4 protein-coding genes are annotated in these 21,389 nt (G+C 47.9%); all 4 read right to left on the bottom strand.

The window, feature by feature from the left end:
* Positions 1-259: 259 nt before the first annotated feature.
* Positions 260-7,156, bottom strand: coding sequence for a hypothetical protein (locus tag ACOJUO_RS25115; protein WP_422138534.1), 6,897 nt, complete (start codon positions 7,154-7,156; stop codon positions 260-262).
* Positions 7,157-7,227: 71 nt separating this feature from the next.
* Positions 7,228-12,108 (bottom strand): hypothetical protein, encoded by a 4,881-nt coding sequence (locus tag ACOJUO_RS25110; RefSeq protein ID WP_422138533.1) that lies wholly within the window; start codon positions 12,106-12,108, stop codon positions 7,228-7,230.
* A gap of 180 nt (positions 12,109-12,288) precedes the next feature.
* Positions 12,289-12,669: a hypothetical protein gene (locus ACOJUO_RS25105; protein ID WP_422134608.1), complete on the bottom strand. Its 381-nt coding sequence runs from the start codon at positions 12,667-12,669 to the stop codon at positions 12,289-12,291.
* A gap of 121 nt (positions 12,670-12,790) precedes the next feature.
* Entirely contained in the window at positions 12,791-21,265 is an 8,475-nt protein-coding gene (locus tag ACOJUO_RS25100) for a hypothetical protein (protein WP_422138532.1), read from the bottom strand.
* Positions 21,266-21,389: the final 124 nt, after the last annotated feature.

The raw sequence follows: 21,389 nt of genomic DNA, 5'->3' as shown, positions 1-21,389 counted from the left end.
CCGTGAAAGGTGACGCACACCCGGAGCGGGGAAACCTTTTCTAATCGCTTATGGTCAGTCGCTCATCGCTGTTTCGATAAGCCGTTGAGAGAATCTAGTTCACAGTGGCAAATCTGGTAAGCTGCTTGGTAGAATTGATTGGTTTTTTCAGGGAAGGAATACCTCCATACTTTCTGACAGGGTTTACTCGATAGTTTGATCCGAAACAATCCAGTCTGTATTTCTTTGTGCTGATTTCTTTTGGTTGGCTATGAAGGTGTCATTTCCTGACCTTGAGACCAGCTGATGCTGTTTTCACGGCTGTGGAAGGGGGCTCAGGCGCTGCAGCCCCTGACTCGAAAAGGGCACCCAGGGTATAAGAGTAAGGAATACTATCTGCGTGGGAAAATGACCATTTAGGCACATTTTCCCTGAAGTATTTCTCCCAGCTATTCTCGAACAGCTTCATGGTGCGATCCCGGCGTTCACGAAACTGCAGGTAATTTTCGTGTCGGGTCCAGCCATACATCGTGTCGTCTGCTTTAATACGGTTCGCATAGGCTTCATCGGTTTCGGTCAAGCGTTGAGGCAAAGCAACAGCAGTACGTTTCACATATTCACCGTCCGTTTCACCCATGCCTATCCAGCGACTAATTTTGTCCAGGCTGCGGCCCAGAGGTCCACCCAGCCATTGAGTGAGCATCTTGTTGTCATTCATAAAGAAGTCGAAAGTGAGACTCGACGCCAGAGCGAATCCGAAAGTTTGAGCGTAAGTAAACCCGGATAAAAGGCCATGGGCGTATGATCCGGCTGTGGCTACCGGACCCAATACGAGACCGGCTGTGGCTGAGGCCAGCGTTTTTACTTTTTGTGGCGTCACCCTGTGCAGCAACGGAACCTGAACCCCCTGGCGGGAACCCATGGATTTCACTATTTCGGGCATCAGACGGGAAAGGCTGCGATAGCTCTGTGGGTTGGCATTGTACTGTCTGGCAAACAGCGCAGAGCCGGTTCTTAACAGAATGACCGATGAGGCGGCTTTGCCCAGTGGCATGGCCAGTCCGCCCACTTCAGAGATTTGTTCAATGCCGCTGTGGTAGGCATATTGGCCGGTTCGGTCAAGATCAACAGCGTAGCGTTCCAACCAGTGCTGGAAAGGTGTGAGCATTCTATGCAGGTAATCACCTCTGTTGGTCAGATCCAGAAGATAGAGGAATGACATGTTTGCAAGGGACAGTTTGGCAGCCTGCCAGTGGGTATGAGCGACCAGAAGAGGTTTGTAACTGGAGTAGTACCAGGTGACAGCTTGTACCAGAAAGGCGGAAGGTTTCAGCCAGTAATCCTGTAGCTGCTGCTCAACCATAGCGGCATGAGCCTGCATCAATGTGTCATGGATAGCCCTGATCAGTTCTGATTCGGATAGTCCGGCAACATTGGCATAAGGTGTCAGGGTTTCGTTAATATTGGCCAGAAACGCTGCCGTCCTGCGGCCATTGTCAAAGGCAATATCGTCAAGAACATAGTTGGCGACGACCGCAGCTGAGTACTCTTTCATGCCGGCAACCGACTCTTTCATACCTGCCGGGCCAGTTGCGGTGACGGTCACAGGAGTAAAAGCACTCTTTATGAATTCCTCGGCACCCTTGTCGGACAGCATCCGGACAAGGGCTTTGAGGTCAGGATTGACACCGTTTTTGTAGCCAAGGAAGTGTTCAAATTCAGCCACTGTCTGATAACCATTGACACCTCTGACGGCCTTCATGTAGTTCTCAAGTTCAACCTGGCTGATCAAACCTTCACGCAGCAGAGCTATGATCTTGTTACCACTGGCAGAGTGGGCAGCGAAGTAATCCGAGAAGCTTTTCAGGTCCCCTGGTTGATGCTCGACGAAGTGAATGGCTGTTTTGCCCATGGTGTGAATTTCGTTGTCGTATTGTTGTGCACCGGTTTTCATCCCATCTCTGGCTATGAGCACCAGAAAATGGAGTTCTTCCACGACAGTCATAGGGTCATATTCTTCAGGCCGGAGGGGCGGGAAGTTCGCTTTCAGGTTTTTGAAGATTTCTACAATCCGACTGGCCTGAGCAGACGTCAGTTCGTCTCCAACCATTGCCTGCAGGCGAATCGGTGCAAATTCATCGTCAAAATCGAAATGGGGAAGGCAGGGTATTTCCTTACCGTTTTCTACTGCTGATTGTGCCAGACCCAGTGCCGCTTCAAGAGCTTGTTTCTTGAGAGAGTGCTGCTGCACGAAGTCTTCGATTGCGGCCCGAACCTCCGCCTGTATCGGCGTGTACTGGAAGGGACCATCGTCCATTTCGACGGCTTTCCGGGCTGTCTGCAGGGCTTCCTTCCTTCTCTCAAGGTTTGCTTGTCTGGTTTCAACCTCAGCTTCCAGACGAGCCTGTTCCTGAAGCAGTTGCCGGATCTTGCCGCCAGTCCCATCTTCCCCGCCCAGTAGTAGCTTATGGTTTCTCAGGGCGTTAACCCGTTGTTTATCGGTATCAGCAGGTTCTGGTTTGAGACCCAGGGCATCTTCAGTGGCGTCAAGAATCGATTGGTGATGAATGCCGAGAGCGTCTGCTGCTTCCGATAAAGCTGCTTTTTTATCCATAAGCTCTGAATTCAGCCGAGCTATTTCGTGCTCATGTAAGGTTTTAGTCTTTTCATCGATCTCTCCAGATTCAAGAATCTCCTCTTCTCTGACATACAGATTAATTTGTGCAATGTCCTCTTGGACCACTGCATTGCTCAGTTCCAAACTTTTTCTGTCGTGCTCACGCAGAAATCTTGTGACCAGATTGTACTTTTTCCTGGTTAAAGGCAGTTCACCCTCGACTTTATCGGTTTCGTAACGACCACGAGTGATTGCATAGATTGCAATGCGAGTAAAGTAATCCGATGCTTCCAGTAAATTGAGGTCACTAAACGTCGCGATCCGGAAAGCTTTCGTGGCAGCTCCCATTTCATCAAGAGCTTCTTCCATAGAATCAATGTTCGCGGTGCTGAGAGTTTTTGTGGCAGCTCTCAGTTTCTCAAGGGCTTCATCCTCTGTTACTGCAGAGTTCCGGCGCAGGAAATGTCTGATGTCGTCTAATCGCTCTTCAGGGGTTTGCTCATCATCTGTGGTAAGACCAAACCTGATCTGAATTTTTTTTATTGCCTGATTGAAAACCTTTTCGTGTTCTTCCATGGCAACAGGGGTATTGTCAGTTGTGCGCAAAAATAACGGTTGTTTGTGACGGATAGCATCCAGGTTGTGATTAGTCATCTCCAGCTCACCTTCAGCGTCTTTTACCGCCTGCCTGGCTATGGCTAGCTCACGATCAAGAACGTATCGGGGTTTGGGTCCCAGCCGAGCCATTTGCCTGTCAAGCGCATTCTCAATGGCTGCAATACGCTCAGCAACGTCAGGCTGAGGCACTTTGAAAACTTCTTCATCCAGCTGTTCGAGTTTTGCTTTAATCAGACGGCTTTGGACGTCTAAAGTGGCGTCGTCTTTATAATCTTCAACGTTGAGTTGATGAGCAATTTTATTGTTCCACGCTCTCCTGTGATCTTCATCTTCATAAATTTCGCCTGCTTCTTTAACCCGTAATTCCTGAATTATGTCTCCCAGAGTATGCTGCCGGTCAGAAAGGCTGACATCGTCTTCAAACCTAACCTGCAGATCACTGGCCAGTTTAGCTATGAAAGCTTTGCGCTTTTCCATGGCTGCAGGGTTTTTATGAGGGTCAATATTCATCTCGTGTTCTACAGCTAAAAGATATTCTGCCTGTTTTTCCCTGGCTCGCTGATCCGATTCTTCGACTATCAGGGCAAGACGGGCACGGATTCTGTCGCGTCTGATATCACTCCCCTCTGGGGTCTCCAGAGATGCACTTTCATCTTTCCAGAGGAACTTATCCATCTCATTGAGCAGGTATTCCGAGATATCCTCGCCATCACGCTGTATAGTAACCCTGTCAAGTCTTGTGAGGACCCTGTCAAGTCTTGCTGCTTTGTCGTCCTCTTCATTGATTTCGAGTTTCAGTAATCCTTCCAGGGTTTTCAGTATTTTCAGGGCCTCTTCCTCTGAACGTTGTCTGGCTTGTGTGATGTATTTCTGCATGTGCGTGGAAATGTGCTGGCGACGGAGATACTCATCGTGCTCTCCAGGACAGGTAGCCATCTTCAGAGCTTTTTCCACGTTGGTCAGTTTCACAAATACTACAGGCCCGGTCATGGGGTGGCCCGGTGTTCTGATGTCTTCCAGTTCCTGTTCCAGCTTTGAAAGCTCGAACAGTTTGTCATATACCGTTGATTCCAGTCTGGCGCGGTTATCAGGACCGGGGTTTTCGCTCAGGTCAATACCAAGAACCAATGCCAGAGCTTCTTTTCTGGCCCTGGTGTAAGAATCTTCCATATCGATCTGACGACTCATTGCCTTGAGTTGTTGACGAAGACTTTCTTGATGCGTACTTATTTCCCTGAGCTTTTGAATTAGGCGTCCTTGTTGAACGCCAATGTCTTCATGACTGTCAAAATCCCGGATGTTTAAATAGGTGGCAATGGTTGCATAGATGGATCTGATTTCAGCTTCTTGTTTAGCATCCATTCTGATGTCTTGTTTTTGAAACTGTTTCAGAGCAATCTGAGCTTCATGACTCTTAAGGTGTTGTTGAACGGCCTTGCAACGGGCTTCCAGGTCGTTTTTATTATGTACGACCAGGCCAAATTCTTCTTCATAGTGGGTCAGTTGGTTCAGTCTTATCTGATTAGCCCGTTCCAGCTCTTGATACAGGTACTGTTGAATAGACTGAAAGCGGAAATCCAGATCGTTTTCATTGTATGGAGTGATATCGAGCTTTTTTTCAATGGCCGCCAGCTTTTCTTTTATAGCTTCTACCGGAGGCTGTTCTGTTCCGGCATCCAGGCTGTTGATTTCAAGAAGTTTGTCTCTGATGAGTCTGACCTGTTCTTCCATTGGTCTGGTGTTATCCCAGTTATCAATGCCAAGGTATTCTGCCAGTTGAGCGTTGTGATCCCTTCTGGCTGCATCTACGGATTCAAGAACCTCTTTTTTAAGCATTGGCATTTGAGCGATGTTATACCTAACTCTTCGCACATAGTTTTTGTGTTTTTGCAGCTCCACTTCCCGCTCTTTATTCTGCTGAAGACGATGTTCGCCGATCAGAGTCTCCAGTTTCTTGAGCTGTTGAGAGACTTCCTGGTTATCTTTTTCATCGGAAGCCAGAACGAACTGACGTTCAGTAGTCGCTAGCTTTGCCTGTGCAGTCGCAACCCTGAGCCGTCCTGTTTCGACAACCGCTTTGTTCATTTCATGAATTTTCTGTCGGATGAGTCTGACCTGTTCTTCTGGTGGCCGGGTATCATCCCAGTGATCAATACCCAGATCCTTTGCCAGTTCAGTGTTGTAAGCTTTTCTGGCTTCTTCTCTGGCGTCACGAAATTGTTGTTTTAGCGCCGGAATTCGATCGACTTCCTGTTGCAGTTTCCGTGACTGGTCTTGCAGTCTGAACAGCTCTTTAAGAGCCTTTGAAAGTTCATCCTCAGCCTCTTGTTTGAGTTGAAGTGCTCTGAGTTTTTTTTCCTTTTCGCTGGTGATAGCTTTATTCGATGTGATCTGTAAATGGTTTATAACCCGGATGAGTTCGAATTCTTTTCTCTGCAGCTTGTCCAGTTTGCTATACACCTCAATGAGCTGTGTGATGATGTCGCTCTTGACCTTGGAAGCAAACTGTTCGTTGTCCCCAAGAGCAGCGCCCTGCGCCCCGTTGATACTGCTTAAAATGATTGTCGTTTTCTGAATCTTCTGAATAAACAGCTCGTTAGTCAGAAGATTTCTGATTATGGGTTTGAAGCTGAAGTGTTTTATGAGTTGCTCATGCACCCAGGTTGGTGTGGCGACCGACAAAGCACTCCGGATGTGTCCTATCACGAATTCGAATTCCTCTGCCTGATCCGGAGTGGAGCTGGTCAATGCCTGCTGCAGAGATTCATAATACGCAAGCATAACCATTTTATCCTGGTCAGGTTCAGCATCCTGCTGTTCGGCTAACTCCTGCAATAGTGCCATTTGCCTGCTTTGAATGATGTACTGGTAGCTTTTTAGCTTATCTTTTTTTACCGGTATGGTTAATTCAAGGTTGGGGTAATCGGCGTCACCGCCTGCATAGAGACTATAAAGGCCTTCCACAAAAGCGCTGTCGGCTGGATTCTGTATCTGACCATGAAAAACAATCGTCTCCCCCGGAGCCTGTGTCACTTCCATTCTCGGATAACCATCAGGTACAGGACGGGCTTGTGTATCATCCTCAACGTAGACAACATATCCGATGGGCTTCTGATGTGATAAGAGTTTATTCAGCGCCTCCTGTTTTAAACTCTCTCCCTGGATATGGACCTGAGCATAGGCAGAGGTGGCTGCTGCAAAAAGAGCCTCATCATTGATAAAGAGCGATTGACCCAGACTTTGCAGTTCAGGAGGCTGATCGCTCGCTGCGATAAGACGCATGAAGGTGCGCCCGTTCACTTCAACTTTGTCTACTTTAATGGTGGCAAGGGCAACGTAGTCATCAACTTCGCCGAGGTTGCCTGCTCTTTTATTCGCACCGTTCAGTATTGCAGCCAGTTGTTCGGGACAGGCAACTTTCGTCAACTGTTGTAATGATTGTGATTCAGTGCCTTCAGGCCGGGCGCGAACAGCCCTGATAGAATCCTGATCGGTCATTCCTTTTCTGACTTCAATGACCATTTGCTTTTCTGCAAGGTTATGGGTGAACCTGAAGACTCCCTCATCACCTGCCTTCAGTACTTTTGTGTACCTCTGAGCAACATTACTCTCGTCGGTTTCAAATACATCAACACTGGAAGCGCCACCATCAACATCAGAAAGAATTTCTGTAAAGCCTGCTGAATGAACGCGGTAGCTTGCCCTGTCATGAGCCTCATCAGGGTAGATGGTTGTGAAGGATTTGGGTATTGGCTGCTGGTCATCACCTAAAGTTGGCTGAACGATGACTTCACTATGGGTAAACTCCGCATGTCCACTGTCATGAATATCGAAAGATTTTATCTGCAGCCTGCGGTCGGCCAGTGCCTGTGTACTGATGATGGAAGAACCGATCGCAACGGTCACTGCAAGGCTTAATGCATTGTGGCGGACATTTGTCATTCTACTACCTCAGAGCAGGGTACTTGTATTACCGTGAGAAGTGACTGCAGCACCAGGCGAGGAAGTAGCTTTTATTTAAGGCTGTCTGCTGAAGCTGCAGGTCGAAAACTCGATTGGGGGGCATACCTCTTTTCATGACCGTGAATTGTCTGATCACCACCCTTTTGCCATTTGTAAAAGGCTCCAAGAGTGTAGGAGTATGGAATGCTTTCTGCATGGGAAAACGACCATTTAGGTACATTTTCCTTAAAGTATTTCTCCCAGCCATTCGCAGACATCTTCATGGTGCGATCACGGCGTTCACGGAAATGCAGGTAATTTTCGTGCCGCGTCCAGCCATGCATCATGTCACTTGCTTTAATACGGTTTGCATAGGCTTCATCGTTTTCACTGAAGCGCTGAGGCGTAGCAATGGCCGTACGTTTGAAATATTCATCCTGGGTTTCACCCATGCCCAGCCAGCGATTAATCCTGTCAAGGCTTCGACCCAGAGGTCCACCCAGCCATTGAGTTAGCATCTTGTTGTCGTTCATAAAGAAGTCGAAAGTGAGACTCGATGTCAGGGCGAATCCGAGGGTTTGAGCGTAGGTAAAACCGGATAAAAGACCGTGGGCGTATGTTCCGAAGTTGGCTACCGGACCCAGCACCAGACCGGCTGTGGCAGAGGCCAGAGTTTTTACTTTTTGTGGTGTCACCCTGTGCAGCAGGGGTACCTGAACCCCTTGCCCGGAACCCATGGATTTGACTATTTCGGGTACCAGGCGGGACATGCCGCGATACATCTGCAGGTTGGCGTTGTGCTGTCGGGTAAACAGCATGGAGCCGGTTTTCAGCAAAATGACGGAGGAAGCGGCTTTACCCAATGGCATGGCCAACCCACCCAGTTCAGAGATTTGTTCAATTCCACTGTGGTAGGCATATTGACCGGTTCGGTCAAGATCAACACCATAGTGCCCCAACCAATGCTGGAAAGGTATCAGCATCCTGTGGGTGTAATCACCTCTGTTGGTCAGATCCAGAAGATAGAGGAATGCCATGTTTGAGAGGGACAGTTTGGCAGCCTGAAAGGTGCTAAGGACTACCAGCAGGGGTTTGTAGCTGGAGAAGTACCAGGTGACAGCCTGTACCAGACAGGCTGAAGGTTTGACCCAGTAATCATTGAGCTGCTGCTCAACCGCTGCGGCATGAGCCAGCATCACTGTGTCATGGATAGCCTTGATCAGTTCTGATTCAGAGAGTCCGGCAGCATTGGCGTAAGGTGTCAGGGTATCCTGAACGTTGGCCAGAAACGCAACTGTCCTGCGGCCATTGTCAAAGGCAATATCGTCTAGAGCATAATTGGCGATGACAGCAATTGCGTACTCTTTCATGCCGGCAACAGACTCTTTCATACCCGTCGGGCCAGTCACCGCCACAGCTGCTTTTTTATCTTTCAGGTCTAAATTCAGTCGAGATACTTCGTGCTCATGGAAGGTTTTAGTCTTTTCATCGATCTCTCCAGAATCAGGAATCTCCTTTTTTCTGAGATCCAGATTATTTTGTGCAATATTTTCTTCGACCACTGCCTTGGTCAGTTCCGTACTTTCTCTGTCGTGCTCAGCCAGAAGTTTTGCGACCGGAGTGTACTTTTTCCAGGTTAAAGTCAGCTCGCCCTCGACTTCATTGGTTTTGTCACGGCCATAAGCATCTAAATAGGCTTTAAGTGCAGTAGAGAAAGACGATAAATCGTTGCCATTTTCCACCCAGGTGTCCATAGCTTTTATGACAGCTTCGAGTTTTTCAAGCGCCTGACCGATTTCTACAGTGTCAAATTGCTCTTCAGGGGCAGGGGCATCGCCTGCAGGCAGACCCAATCTGGTCTGAATTTGTTTCCTTGCCTGATCGGGAGCCTTTTCGTCTTCATCCGTAACACTGCCTTTGGCGTTAGCAGGACGCAAAGGTAACACTTGTTCGCGACGAATAGCATCCAGATTATGATTAACACTGGCCAGCCCACTTTCAGCTTCATTGTTAGCATTTGTTCTGGTGCTCTGTTGCTGAAGTTGTTGCTTTTGTTCAGTGATCTGAGCTACCTGCTCATTAAGGTGTTGCTTGATGGCCTGACAACGGATTTCCGGGTCCTTTTCGTTATCCGGGATCAGACCGAGCTGACCTTCAATGTCAGCCAAATGATTCTCAGCTGCCTTTACTCGATCGGCCTGTTCTGCTTTTAGTCGCTCCAAGTGCTGTTGAAGAGACAGATAGCGGGCATCCAGATCGTTTTCATTATCTGGAGTAATATCGTGTTTTCTTTCAATGGCCGCCAGTTTTTCTTTCAAAGCTTCTTTTCGGGGCTGTCCTGTTGCAGCAACCGATGTTGAGGCCATTGATGCCGAGGCAGTCGATGTTGGCGCAATTGATGTTGGTGCAATTGATGTTGGTGCAATTGATGTTGGTGCAATTGATGTTGGTGCAATTGATGTTGCGGCAACCGTTGTTGGGGTAATCAATGTTGTGATAACCGGTTGCTTGATTTCATGAATTTTCTGACTGATGAGTCTGGCTTGTTTTTCTGGTGGCTGGGTATCATCCCAGTTATCAATACCAAGTTCTGCTGCTATTTGAATGTTGTAATCTCGCCTGGCTGCTGCTGTTGCTTCAAGAACTTTTTTTTTCAGGATTGGAATTCGATCGACTTCCTCCTGAAGATTCTGAATCCAGTTATTCCGTTCTGCCAGCTCTTTTTCGATCTCAGCGTCCTGCTCCCAGATGTGTTGCTGAATGGTCTGGCAACGGACTTCCAGATCCCTGCCTTCAACCGGGATAAGGCCGAGCTGACCTTCAATGTAAGCCATATTATTCAGGATTATCCGATCGGTTAATTCTTCCGGGAGCACACCTTGCTGACAATCAATGTAAGCCAGATTATTCTGGATTATCCGATCAGTTAGCTCTCTCTTTCGTTGCAGGTGCTGTTTAATGGACTGAAGGATACCCAGATCCTCTTCATTAACCGAAGTAATATCTCGCTTGCGGCCAATGACCTCCGGTTTTGCTTTTTCAGCTTCTTCATCAGGCTGTCTTGTTACGGTAATCCGTTGCTTGATCTCATCAATTTTATCTATGATGAGTCTGGTTTGTTCTTCGGGTGGCCGGGTATCATCCCAGTCATCAATACCAAGCCCTGCTGCCATTTGAGCGTTGCGAACTTTTGTGGCTTCTGCTGCGACATCATCGGCTTTTTTTTCCAGCTCCGGGATTCGTTTGGCATCCTCCCGAAGTTCATAAACCGTGTTTTTGATCACCTCGAACGTTTGACGAAGCTCTTTAAGCTCAGCCTCAAATTTCTCACTGAGTCGTTCTGGTTTCATTTTTTCCTCACCGTTGGCAGCGGCCATTGCCATTGTGCCGTGGCCTAATGTTTTGGCTGTACCGGCGAGTTGCCCGGCGAGTTCGGCCTCTCCTGCCCGCAGCACTTCCGTCGTGCTTGCCATCTCGAGCATCTGTTGGTTAATGTCACCCATAACTTTGGGGGAAAAGGAGGAAAACTTTTTGCCTTCGCCATCAGCAAAGCGCTTCATCGCTGTGTTAATAGAGGATATAAATTTTTGAATATTGTGATTAAAATTATGGCTAATCAGAAGATTTTTAAGTACGGGTTTGAAGCTGAAGTTTTTTATGAGTTGAAACTGCATCCAGATTGGCGTGATGAGCAATGAAGCGATTCTGATGTGTCCTGTTGTGAACTCAAATTCATCGGTTCCATCGGCAATAGCACTGTTTAATGCCTGTTGAAAAGACTCATAATAGGTAAGCTCTGACAGGTTATCTTCGTTAAGTTTGGCATCGTAGTTTTCAGCCAACTCTGCAGCCAACTCCTCCAGCAGTGCCATCTGCCTGCTTCTAATAATGTACTGGTAGCCTTTGATCTTGTCTTTTTTAACCTCTGCAGTGAGTTCTTTATCTGTATATTCTTCCCAGATGACAAGCTGGCTTTTCACAAAAGCAATATCGGTCGGGTTCTGTTTCTGACCACGAAAAACAATTATCTCCTCCGAGGCCTGATCCACTTCCAGCTTTGGATAACCCTCGGGCACAGGATAAGCCTGTGTGTCATCCTCGACGTGGACAACATAGCCAACAGGTCTATGGTACGACAGTAGTTTGTGGAGAACTCTCCGTTGTAGTTTTTCCCCCAGAACATGAACCTGGGCATAGGCAGAGTTGGCTGCTGCTAAAAGAGCTTCATCATTAACAAAGAGCGATTGCCCCAGGCGCTGCAATTCAGGGAGTTGATCGCCCGCAACCACTGGGCGCATAAAAGTGCGTCCGTTCACTTCAACTTTTTTTACTCTAATGGTGGCAAGGGCAACATAGTCATCCCTTGCACCAAGGTTTCCCGCTCTTAGATGGGCACCTTTCAGTGTTGCGGCCAGCTGTTCGGGGCCGGCGACTTTTGTTAACGGATCTATTGGTTGGATGTCACCTGACTGAGCTCGAACGGCCTCAATTGAGTTCTGATCGGTCATCCCTTTTCTGACTTCAATGACCAGTTTTTTTTCTGCAAGATTATGGGTGAACTTGAAGACTCCTTCATCACCTACCTTCAGGACTCTGGTATATTTCTGAGCAACGTCATTCTCGTCTGTTTCAAACAGATCTACACTGGCAACGCCACCCTCTATGCCAGAAAGTACGTCTGTGAAGCCTTCAGAAGGAACGTCATAGCCCGCTCTGACTTCAGTCTGATCAGGGTAGGTGGTTGTAAAGGATTTAGGTATGGGTTGCTGGTCATCACCTAAAGTTGGCTGAACTATGATCTCACTCTGGATAAACTCCACGTGTCCACTGCCCAGAATATCGACAGATTTTGTCTGCAGCCTGCGATCGGCCAACGCCTGTGTACCAAAGATGGAAGAACCGATTGCAACGGCCACAGCAAGGTGCAATGCATTGGGACGAGCATTTGTCATTCTGTTACCTCAGGACTGATTACTTTAATTACCGTGAAAAGTGTTTGCCACATGTGGCAAGGAAGCGACTTTTAATCGCTCGTGGCTGTCGTTTTCCAGAAAGCGACAATGTGTTTCTACCCTCGTCGGGATAAATGGTGGTTTTTAGTTCTTTTAAAAATCTCCGAGTCAGAGCACGAGCTAATCTGCCTCATCGGGATCATAACCTTCCAACTCTCCCTGATCTTCCATTTCATCAAGATTCGGTTCATAGGGAGCCGGTTCCGGAGTACCGGAGTCATCATCATCAAGCATGAACTGTTCAGTGTCGGGTTGATCATCGTCGTCCTCTAGTCCGCTCAAGTCTGCATGGTTCACAGAGGCAAAGCCCAATGCCAATAGAATGGTCAGGAACGAGGCCCCCGAAATTGCAAAAGCCCGGAGCCTTTTGACAGAAAGCCAGTTTATTGGCTCGGGTTTCCCGGGAGCGAAGGAAGCATAAGCCTTGCAATTAAATGTCTCTTTTTCTGAATTGACCCGGGGGGCATTCATTTGAGCTGTTTTTTCAGGAATGGAATACATTGTTTCGTACCTCTTCATAGGGGTGAATCGGTAGCCCAATCAGAGAGAGAAAGCAGTATGAATTTCTTTATACCGGCTTCTTCTTGATGGCTATGAAGTGAGCATCTGCTGGTTTCTGATATCAGAGTTCGTCGCGGGGATTTTTATCGTCTCCCCGATCTTCATCAAGATTGAACGCAAGACCAGCCATTGCTGGATTTACAGCTGCCGGGGATTTCTCAGGCGCTGCAGTGGGTGTCGCGGTTGTTATCGGCACAGGTTCAGAGCTTTCCCTGAATTCATCCAGTATAATGGGTGGAATAACTTCAGTCTTTGTCACCGGAGAAGTCTTCGTGGACTCGGAAAGAAGCGCTTCCACTGAAGTCATCACCGGTGTTTCACGGGGCACTGGCGTGGCACTGCCGGTGGCTGCTTGTTGCCTGGTTGATTCACCGACCTTTTGCCATTCATAGAAGACACCTAAAGTGTAAGAGTAAGGAACACTTTCTGCATGGGAGAATGACCATTTAGGTACATTTTCCCTGAAGTATTTCTCCCAGCCATTCTCAAACATCTTCATGGTGCGATCCCGGCGTTCACGGAAATGCAGATAATTTTCATGACGCGTCCAGCCAGGCATGCTGTTGCTTGCCTTAACACGGTTTACATAATCCTCACCGGTTTCATTGAAGCGTTGTGGCGTGGCAACAGCCGTGCGTTTCACATATTCAGCGTCCGTTTCACCCACACCTCGCCAGCGATTAATCCTGTCAATACCACGCCCCAGAGGACCACCCAGCCATTGAGTGAGCATCTTGTTGTCGTTCATGAAGAAGTCGAAAGCAAGGCTCGATGCCAGAGCGAACCCAAAGGTTTGAGCATAGGTAAATCCTGATAACAGACCCTGGGCGTATGCTCCGGCAGTGGAAATCGGCCCCAGCACGAGGCCGGCTGTGACAGAGGCCAGACCTTTCACTGCTTGTGGTGTCACCCGGTGCAGCAGCGGCACCTGAACGCCTTGTCCGGAACCCATGGATTTCACTATTTCAGGCATCAGGCGATAAATGCTGCGATACCTATGGGGGTTGGCGTTGTACTGTCTGGCAAAGAGCATGGAGCCGGTTCTGAGCAGAATGGCTGAGGAAGTGGCCTTGCCCAATGGCATTGCCAGCCCGCCTACTTCAGAGAATTTTTCAATTTCTCTGTGGTAGGCATATTGCCCGATTCGGTCAAGATCAACACCGTAGCGTTCCAACCAGTGCTGGAAAGGGGTGAGCATCCTGTGCGTGTAATCACCTCTGTTGGTCAGATCCATAAGATAGAGGAACGAAATACTTGAGAGGGCCAGGTCGGCTGCATGCCAGGCAGTGTAGGTCATCAGTAGAGGTTTGTAGCTGGTGTAGTACCAGGTGACAGCCTGAACCAGATAGGCTGAAGGTTTGAGCCAGTATTCATTTAGCTGCTGTTCAACCGCTGCAGCATGTGCCAGCACCAATGTGCTATTGATAATCTTGATCAGCTCTGATTCAGCCAGGCCAGCTGCATTGGCATAAGGTGTCAGGGTATCCTGAACATTGGCCAGGAATGCGGTCGTTTTGCGGCCGTTTTCAAAGGCAATATCGTCAAGAACATAGTTGGCGATAACTGCAGCGGCGTACTCTTTCATGCCGACAACAGACTCTGTCATACCTGTCGGGCCAGCGGCAGTCACAGCCACATTAGCAAAGGCACTCTGCATGAATTCCTCAGCAACCTCATTGTCCAGCCTTTGGACAACAGCTCTGAAGCGGGGCACATTGACTTTGTGCCTGTAGCCAAGAGCGTGTTCAAATTCATCTGCTGGCAGATAGCCATCGATACCTCTGACAGCTTTCATGTAGTTCTCAAGTTCAACCTTGTTGATCAGACCATCACGCAGCAAAGCTATGATCTTGCCACCACTGGCAGAGTGGGCAGCGAAGTATTCCGAGAAGTCTTTCAAGTCCCTTTGCTGGTGTTCGATGCAGTGAATAACCGCTGAGCCTATGCTACGAATTTCGTCGCCGAATTCTTTTGCTCCAATGTTTCTCTCAATCCATGCCCTGGTCGTGAGTGTTTGGATTTCCCTGAGAACATTTCGAGATCGATCTTCTGAAAGCAGGGGGAGCGGGAAAGCTGTTTCCAGGCTTCTGAACATTTCCACAATCTGACCGGCCTGTTGAATCCTCAGTTTGTTTCCGACTTTTGCCCGCAAGCGAATCGGTGCAAATTCATCGTCAAAATCGAAACCTATAAAGTTGGGGGGGGGCTTACCGCTATAGGCTGCTGCTTCCTGCAGGCCAATGGCGGCCTGAATAGCTTGTTTTTTGAGAGGGTGTTCCTTCGAGAATTTGTGGATAGCGTCCAGAGCCTTTACCTGTCTCGGCGTGTACTGGAAGGGACCGTCCTCTTCTTCGACGGCTTTCTCTGCAGTCTTCAGGATTTCCTTCCTTCTCTCAATTTTTGCCTTCCCGGCTTTAATCTCGCCTTTGAGACGGGCCTGTTCCTGAATCAGTTGCCGGATCCTGCCGCCGGTGCCGTCGTGCCCGCCAAGTTGTACCTGTTTGTGTCTCAGGGCATTAACCCGGTGTTCACTGGTGTCAGTGGCGTCTGGTTTAAGTCCCACCGTTTTTTCCAAGGGGGCAAGAGACGTTTTATGAAAATCCGTCAGGTCCTCTTCTGCTTTTGATACCTCTTTACTTTTCAGTTTCAGGGCCAAATTCAGCCGCGCTATTTCGTTCTTATGTATGGTTTCAGCCATGTCATCAGTGTTTCTACAACGCTTGATCTCCTCTTTTTTAAGGTCCAGCTTCTGTTGTGCATTCCTCTTTTCAAACCACGCATTGGTCACTTTTAAGTTTTTCCTGTCGTGATCAACCAGAAATTGCCTGACCAGAGAGTTCTTTATCCGGGTTGAAGCCAGTTCACCCAATGATCCACCGAATTTACCGGTCCCGTACAAACCAGGAATTTTTTTGTGCAGATCGACAATAAACTCTTCATGCTCTTCCGTAAAACTGAGGACATTTCCTTTTATCTCAATGTTCCTGTTTGTTTTGGCTCTCAGTTCCTTAACGATGTTATCCCGTTGTTCCTGACTGCATCCCCGCAGGTAATGTTTGACGTTCTCCATTCGTTCTTGAGGGGGCTGTGAGTCACCCGAATCCAGACCCAGATGGGTATGGAATTCTTTCATTGCCCGGTTGATAACCGTTTTTTCTTCATCAGAAAGGTGTTGCTGGCTGGCAAGGCTCCACGCAAATACCAGGTGTTTGTCACCAATCTTATGTAGCTTGCGATGAGCTGAGTCCAGGTCATTCTCGGCTAACTTTATTGCCCATCTGGCCCTGGCAACATCACGATCAAGAACGTATCGGGGTTTAGGTCCCAGACGAGCCATTTGCTTGTCAAGCTCATTTTCAATAGTTGCGATACGCTCATTAACGCCAGACTGACCCGCTTTGAAAACTTCTTCATCCAGCTGATCAAGTTTTGCGCCAATTAGACTCTTTTGTTCGTTTATACTGGCGTGATATCCATAGTTCTCAATGTTAAGTCGATCAGCAATTTGATTGTTACTGATTCTTTTGCCGCCTTCATCGTGATAGATTTCGTTTACTTCTTCTCTTAATGCCTGAATTTTGTCTTTTAGAGCATCCTTCTGGTCAGACAGGTTGTCATCCTGTTCAAACTCTAACTGCAGATCACCGGCCAGTTTAGCCGTGAAAGCTTTGCCTCTTTCTATAGCAGCAGGGTTTTTATGAGGGTTGATCGCCAGCTGGTCTTCTATAGCCAAAAGGTATTCTGCCTGCTTTTCTATGGCTCGCTGATCAGACTCTTCGATTGCAAAGGCAAGACGCTCACGAATTGTGAAGAGTTTGAGATTCGTCTCTGGCAGATCCCCCTTCAGTGCCTCCAGGTCATGTCTGTCCAGCTCACACCAGAGGAGCTCGATCATTTCAACCAGCTTGTAATTTGATATATCACCGCCATCAAGCCTTGTACGAACCCTTTCCAGTCTTGCTGCTTTGTCATCACCTTCATTGCTTTGGAGGTCTAATATTTTTTCCAGGAAATACAGTGATATCAGGGCATTTTCCTCTGACCGCTCTTTGGCTTCTGTGATGAACATCCGTATACCTTCAGAAACAGCCAGACGATGGAAGTATACATCGTCCTCTTTACGGTAAATCACCTCCTGCTCCAGGACTCTTTCCACGGCGCGAAGTGTCCCAAATACTTCAGGCATGGCTCTGGGGTGGCCTGGTGTTCTGATGTCTTCCAGCTCTGTTTGCAGTTCTTTTTCCAACTCTGAAAGCCTTAAGAGCCGGTCTTGTAATGTTGACTGCGGTTTGGCACGATTTTCCAGTGCGGTGTCTTTATTCAGGATTGCCTGATCGGTTAGTTTCAGCATATTCTGCAGGTGCGGTTGAAGGAGCCGATAGCGGGCATCCGGATCGTTTTCATCCTCTGGAGTCATAGCTTGCTTTCTTTCAATGGCCGCTGGTTTTTCCTTTAAAGTTTCTTCCCGAGAATGTAGTGCTGCGGCTCCTGTTGCGATAACCGGTGTTGTGGCAAGAGGCGTTGCGCTAACCGGTGTTGGGGCAATTGATGCTGTTGCAAGAGGCGTTGCGCTAAGCGGTGTAGTGGCAATGGATATTGCGCTAACCGATTGCTTGATTTTATGAATTTTATGGCTGATAAGTCTGGTTTTTTTTTCTAGTGCCTGGGTATCATCCCGATCATCGGTACCTGGTTCTGATGCCCGTCGGGTGTTGTCAGTTTTTCCGACCTCTTCGCCGGTATCACCAGTAACCGGTGTTGGGGCAATTGATGTTGCGGTAACCGGTTGCTTGATTTCTTGAATTTTCTCTCTGATGAGCCTGAATTGTTCTTCGATTGGCTGGGTATCATCCCAGCCATCGATACCAAGCACTGCTGCCAGTTGAGCGTTGTATTTTTGAGTTTTTATTGGAACTGCTGCACGAGCTTCTTTTTTCAGAATTGGAATTCGATCGACTTGCTTCTTAATAAGCTGTAACCATGTTTTGCGTCCATCGTGCTCATCTAGAAAGTTCATAAATTGTTGTTCGATCTCAAGTGACTGCTCCTGAATGCGCTGCTGAAGACCCCGGTGACGGGTTTCAAGGTCATCTTCATTGTCCGGAACCAGGCCGAGCTTGCCTTCACAAAAAGAGAGGTTTTCCCGTATTTCCTGATCGGTTAGTCCTTCGTTTTGTGGCAGTAGCTCTCGCTGTTGAACGAACTCAAGGGTATCCAGATCGTCTCCATTGATCGTAGTCATACTGCGTTTGCCGCCAATAGCGGCCGGTTTTGCTGTTGCAGCTGCTTCATCAGGCTTTCCTGTTGCCGCAACCGATGGTTTCATTTCAGCAATTTTTTTTCTAATAAGTCTGGCTTGTTCTTCGGGTGGCTGAGAATCATCCCAGTCATCAATGGCAAGCTCCGCTGCCAGTTGAGCGTTACGAGCTTTTGTGGCATCTGCTCTGGCATCACGAACTTGTTGTTCCAGCTCTTGAATTCGATCGCTTTCATGCTCAAGTTGATTTTGAACAGGCTGTCGAGCGATCTCGGCTGCCTGCTGCTTAAGGTGCTGGTGAATGGCCTGATGTCGGGCTTCAAGATCATCTTTGTTTTCCGGAACCAGACCAAGATAATTCTCAAAGATAGTCAGCTTTTTCCGTACTTCCGATTTGGGTAGTGTTATTTCATTTTGTTGTAGCCGTTGTTGAATGAACAGAAGGGTGTTCGGATTGTATTGATTGACCGAAGCAATACCGCGCCAGCCACCAATGGCGGCTGGTTCTGCTGTTAGAGCTCCTTCATCAGACTGCCCTGCTGCCGCCATCGATGCGTATATTTCACTAAATTTTTTTACTATGAGTCCGAATTGTTTATCGAGTGGCAGGTTATCATCCCAGTCATCAATACCAAGATTTAATGCTGAAAGAGCGTACTTAGCTTTTCTGCCATTTCTACTGAGAGTATGAACCAGCTTTTTCAGCAATGGAACCAGATCGGCTTTCTTCTGAAGTTTCTCTATCCAGTCTTTCTGTTCATTCTGCTCGAAGTGTTCAGGAATGCTCTGCTGACGGGTTTCCAGCTGGTCTTCATTGGCCGAAATAAGACGACGCTTGTTTCCAATGCCCGCCAGTTGTGCTTTGACCGTTTTTTCATCAGTCTGTTCTGTTACGAAGTCCGGTGGTTTGATTTCCTGAATTTTTTTTCTGATGAGTCTGGCTTGTTGTTCGAGTGGCAGAGTATCGTCCCAGTTATCAATACCAAGTTCTGCTGCCGTTTGAGCGTTGCGATCTTTTGTGGCGTCTGCTCTGGCATCATATACTTGTTCTTCCAGTGGCTGGCTATTGTCCCGGTTATCAATACCAGGCTTTGCTGCCTCTTTAGTGTTGTGTTCTTCTACAATGGCTCTGGCAATACCAACATTTTTTTCCAGCTGCTGAATTCGTTTGGCTTCCTGCTGAAGTTTCTCTAACCAGTTTTTCAGTTCTTCCTGCTCTTGTTGATTCTGACCATGTTGTTTTACGGCCTCAAGTCTCTGCTCCTGAAGGTGCTGTAGAATGGCCTGGTAGCGGGCTTGAAGGTCATCTTCATTGTTCGTAACCAGACCGAGTTGAACTTCAAAGATTGCCAGATTTTTTCGGAATTCCTCACTGTTTTTTTTCAGCTGCTGTTGAACGAATTGCAGGGCACTCAGATTGTCCTCATCCACTGAAGCTATATTGGGCTCGCCACCAATGGCCCCCGGTTCTGCTTTTAAAGCTTCTTCGTAAGACTTTGCTGTTGCAGCGAACGGTCTGTAGATTGCGCGAATTTTTTCTTTAATGAGTCGTTCTTCTATTGGCAGGGCACCTGCTCTGGCATTACGAATTTGTTGCTCCAGGCTGAGAACTCCTTTGACCTCCTGCTGAATTTCTCCTGACGGGTTTTGCAGTTCATCCCTCAATTTACGATTTTCTGCAAGCGCATCCTCAACTTGTCGCTTGAGTTGAAGTGCTCTGAGTTGTTTCTCTACACTGGTAGTGGCCTTCAATGTGAGCTTTAACTGGTCTCTAAGCCGGGTGAGTCTCCTTGCTTCTGTTTGCAGCTCTTCCTGCATGCTTTCTATCTTAACCAGCTGTTTGGAAATGCTGCTGGCAAACTTTCCCTCGACCCCGGGAGCACCGTTGTGGGCCTGGTTGATAGCGGTTACCACTTTCTGAATATCCTGAATAAAGAGCTGATTAGCCAGAAGATCTTTAACTATGGGTTTAAAGCCGAAGTGTTTTTCGAGTTGATTCTGCACCCAGGTTGTCGTCACCCCTGACGAAGCCTGTCTGATGTCTTCTATCGTTAATTCAAAGTCATCGGCTTGATCCGGGCTGGCATTGGTCAACGCCTGCTGGAGAGATTCATAGTATGTAAGCGTAATCAGTTCAGCTCTGCCAACTACAGTATCGTACTGTTCAGCCAACTCCTCCAGCAGTTCCATTTGCCTGTTTCGGATGACGTACTGGTAGCTTTTGACCTTATCTTTTTTTACCTTTGCTGTTACTGGAGTGGGGTTGTTAGCGTCATCTTCTCGCCAGAGGTTGTAGAGGCTTTCCACAAAAGCGATGTCGGCCGGATTTTGTTTCTGAGATCGGAAAACAATAACGCCCCCCCGGACCTCTTCCACTTCCAGCTTTGGATAACCGGCTGGCAAACGATAAGACTGTGATTCGTCCTCAAAATGGAGAACGTAGCCGACGGGTTGATGGTATGACAACAGATCATTCAGGGCTTCCTTTTGTAAGTCTTCCCCCAGAACATGAACCTGGGTATAGGCAGAGGTGGCTGCTGCAAAAAGCGCCTCATCATTAACAAAGAGCGATAGACCCAGGCGCTGAAGCTTAGTAGGCTGATCGCCTGCTGCGATAAGTCGCATGAAGGTGCGCCCTTCTACGTCCACCTCGTCTACTTCAATGGTGGCAAGGGCAACGAAGTTATCAACTTCGCCAAGGTTTCCCGATCTTTCATTGGCGCCTTTCAGTATTGCGGTTAACTGTTCTGGGCCTGCAACTTTCGTTAATGGTTCTAATGGTTGGGTGTCGTCTAATTGAGTTCGAACAGCTGCAATTGAATTCTGATCAGTCATTCCTTCTCTGACTTCAATGAGCAGCTCCTTTTCTGCAAGATTATGGGTGAATCTGAAGACTCCTTCATTGCCAACCTTGAGGACTTTTGTGTATTTTTGGGCAATGTCATTCTCGTCTGTTTCAAACAGATCAATATTGGAAACGCCACCCTCGATGCCGGAAAGAACCTCTGTGAAGCCTTCAGAAGGAACGTCGAAGCCTCCTCTGACCTGAGCCTGATCAGGGTAGGTGGTAGTAAAGGAATTGGGGATTGGCTGCAGGTCATCATCTAACGTTGGCTGAACTATAACCTCGCTACGCGTGAATTCCGCATGTCCATTGTCTGGAATATCGATCGATTTCGTTTGTAGCTTGCGTTCGGCGAATGCCTCTGTACCAAAGATGGAAGAACCGATCGCAACGGCCACTGCAAGGCTTAATGCATTGGGGCGAGTCTTTGTCATTCTACTACCTCAAAGTTGAATGCTTTGATTACCGTGAAAATTGACTGCCAAACCGGGCGAGGGGGGTAACTTTCAATCGCTCATGGCAGTTTCGGTAAGCTGTTGAGAGAATTTAGTTCACAGT

The sequence above is a fragment of the Endozoicomonas sp. ALC020 genome, from assembly GCF_049275935.1.
Lineage (GTDB): Bacteria > Pseudomonadota > Gammaproteobacteria > Pseudomonadales > Endozoicomonadaceae > Endozoicomonas_A.
The sequence above is the reverse complement of the archived record's forward strand: the minus strand, read 5'-3'. Positions and strand labels throughout refer to the sequence as shown.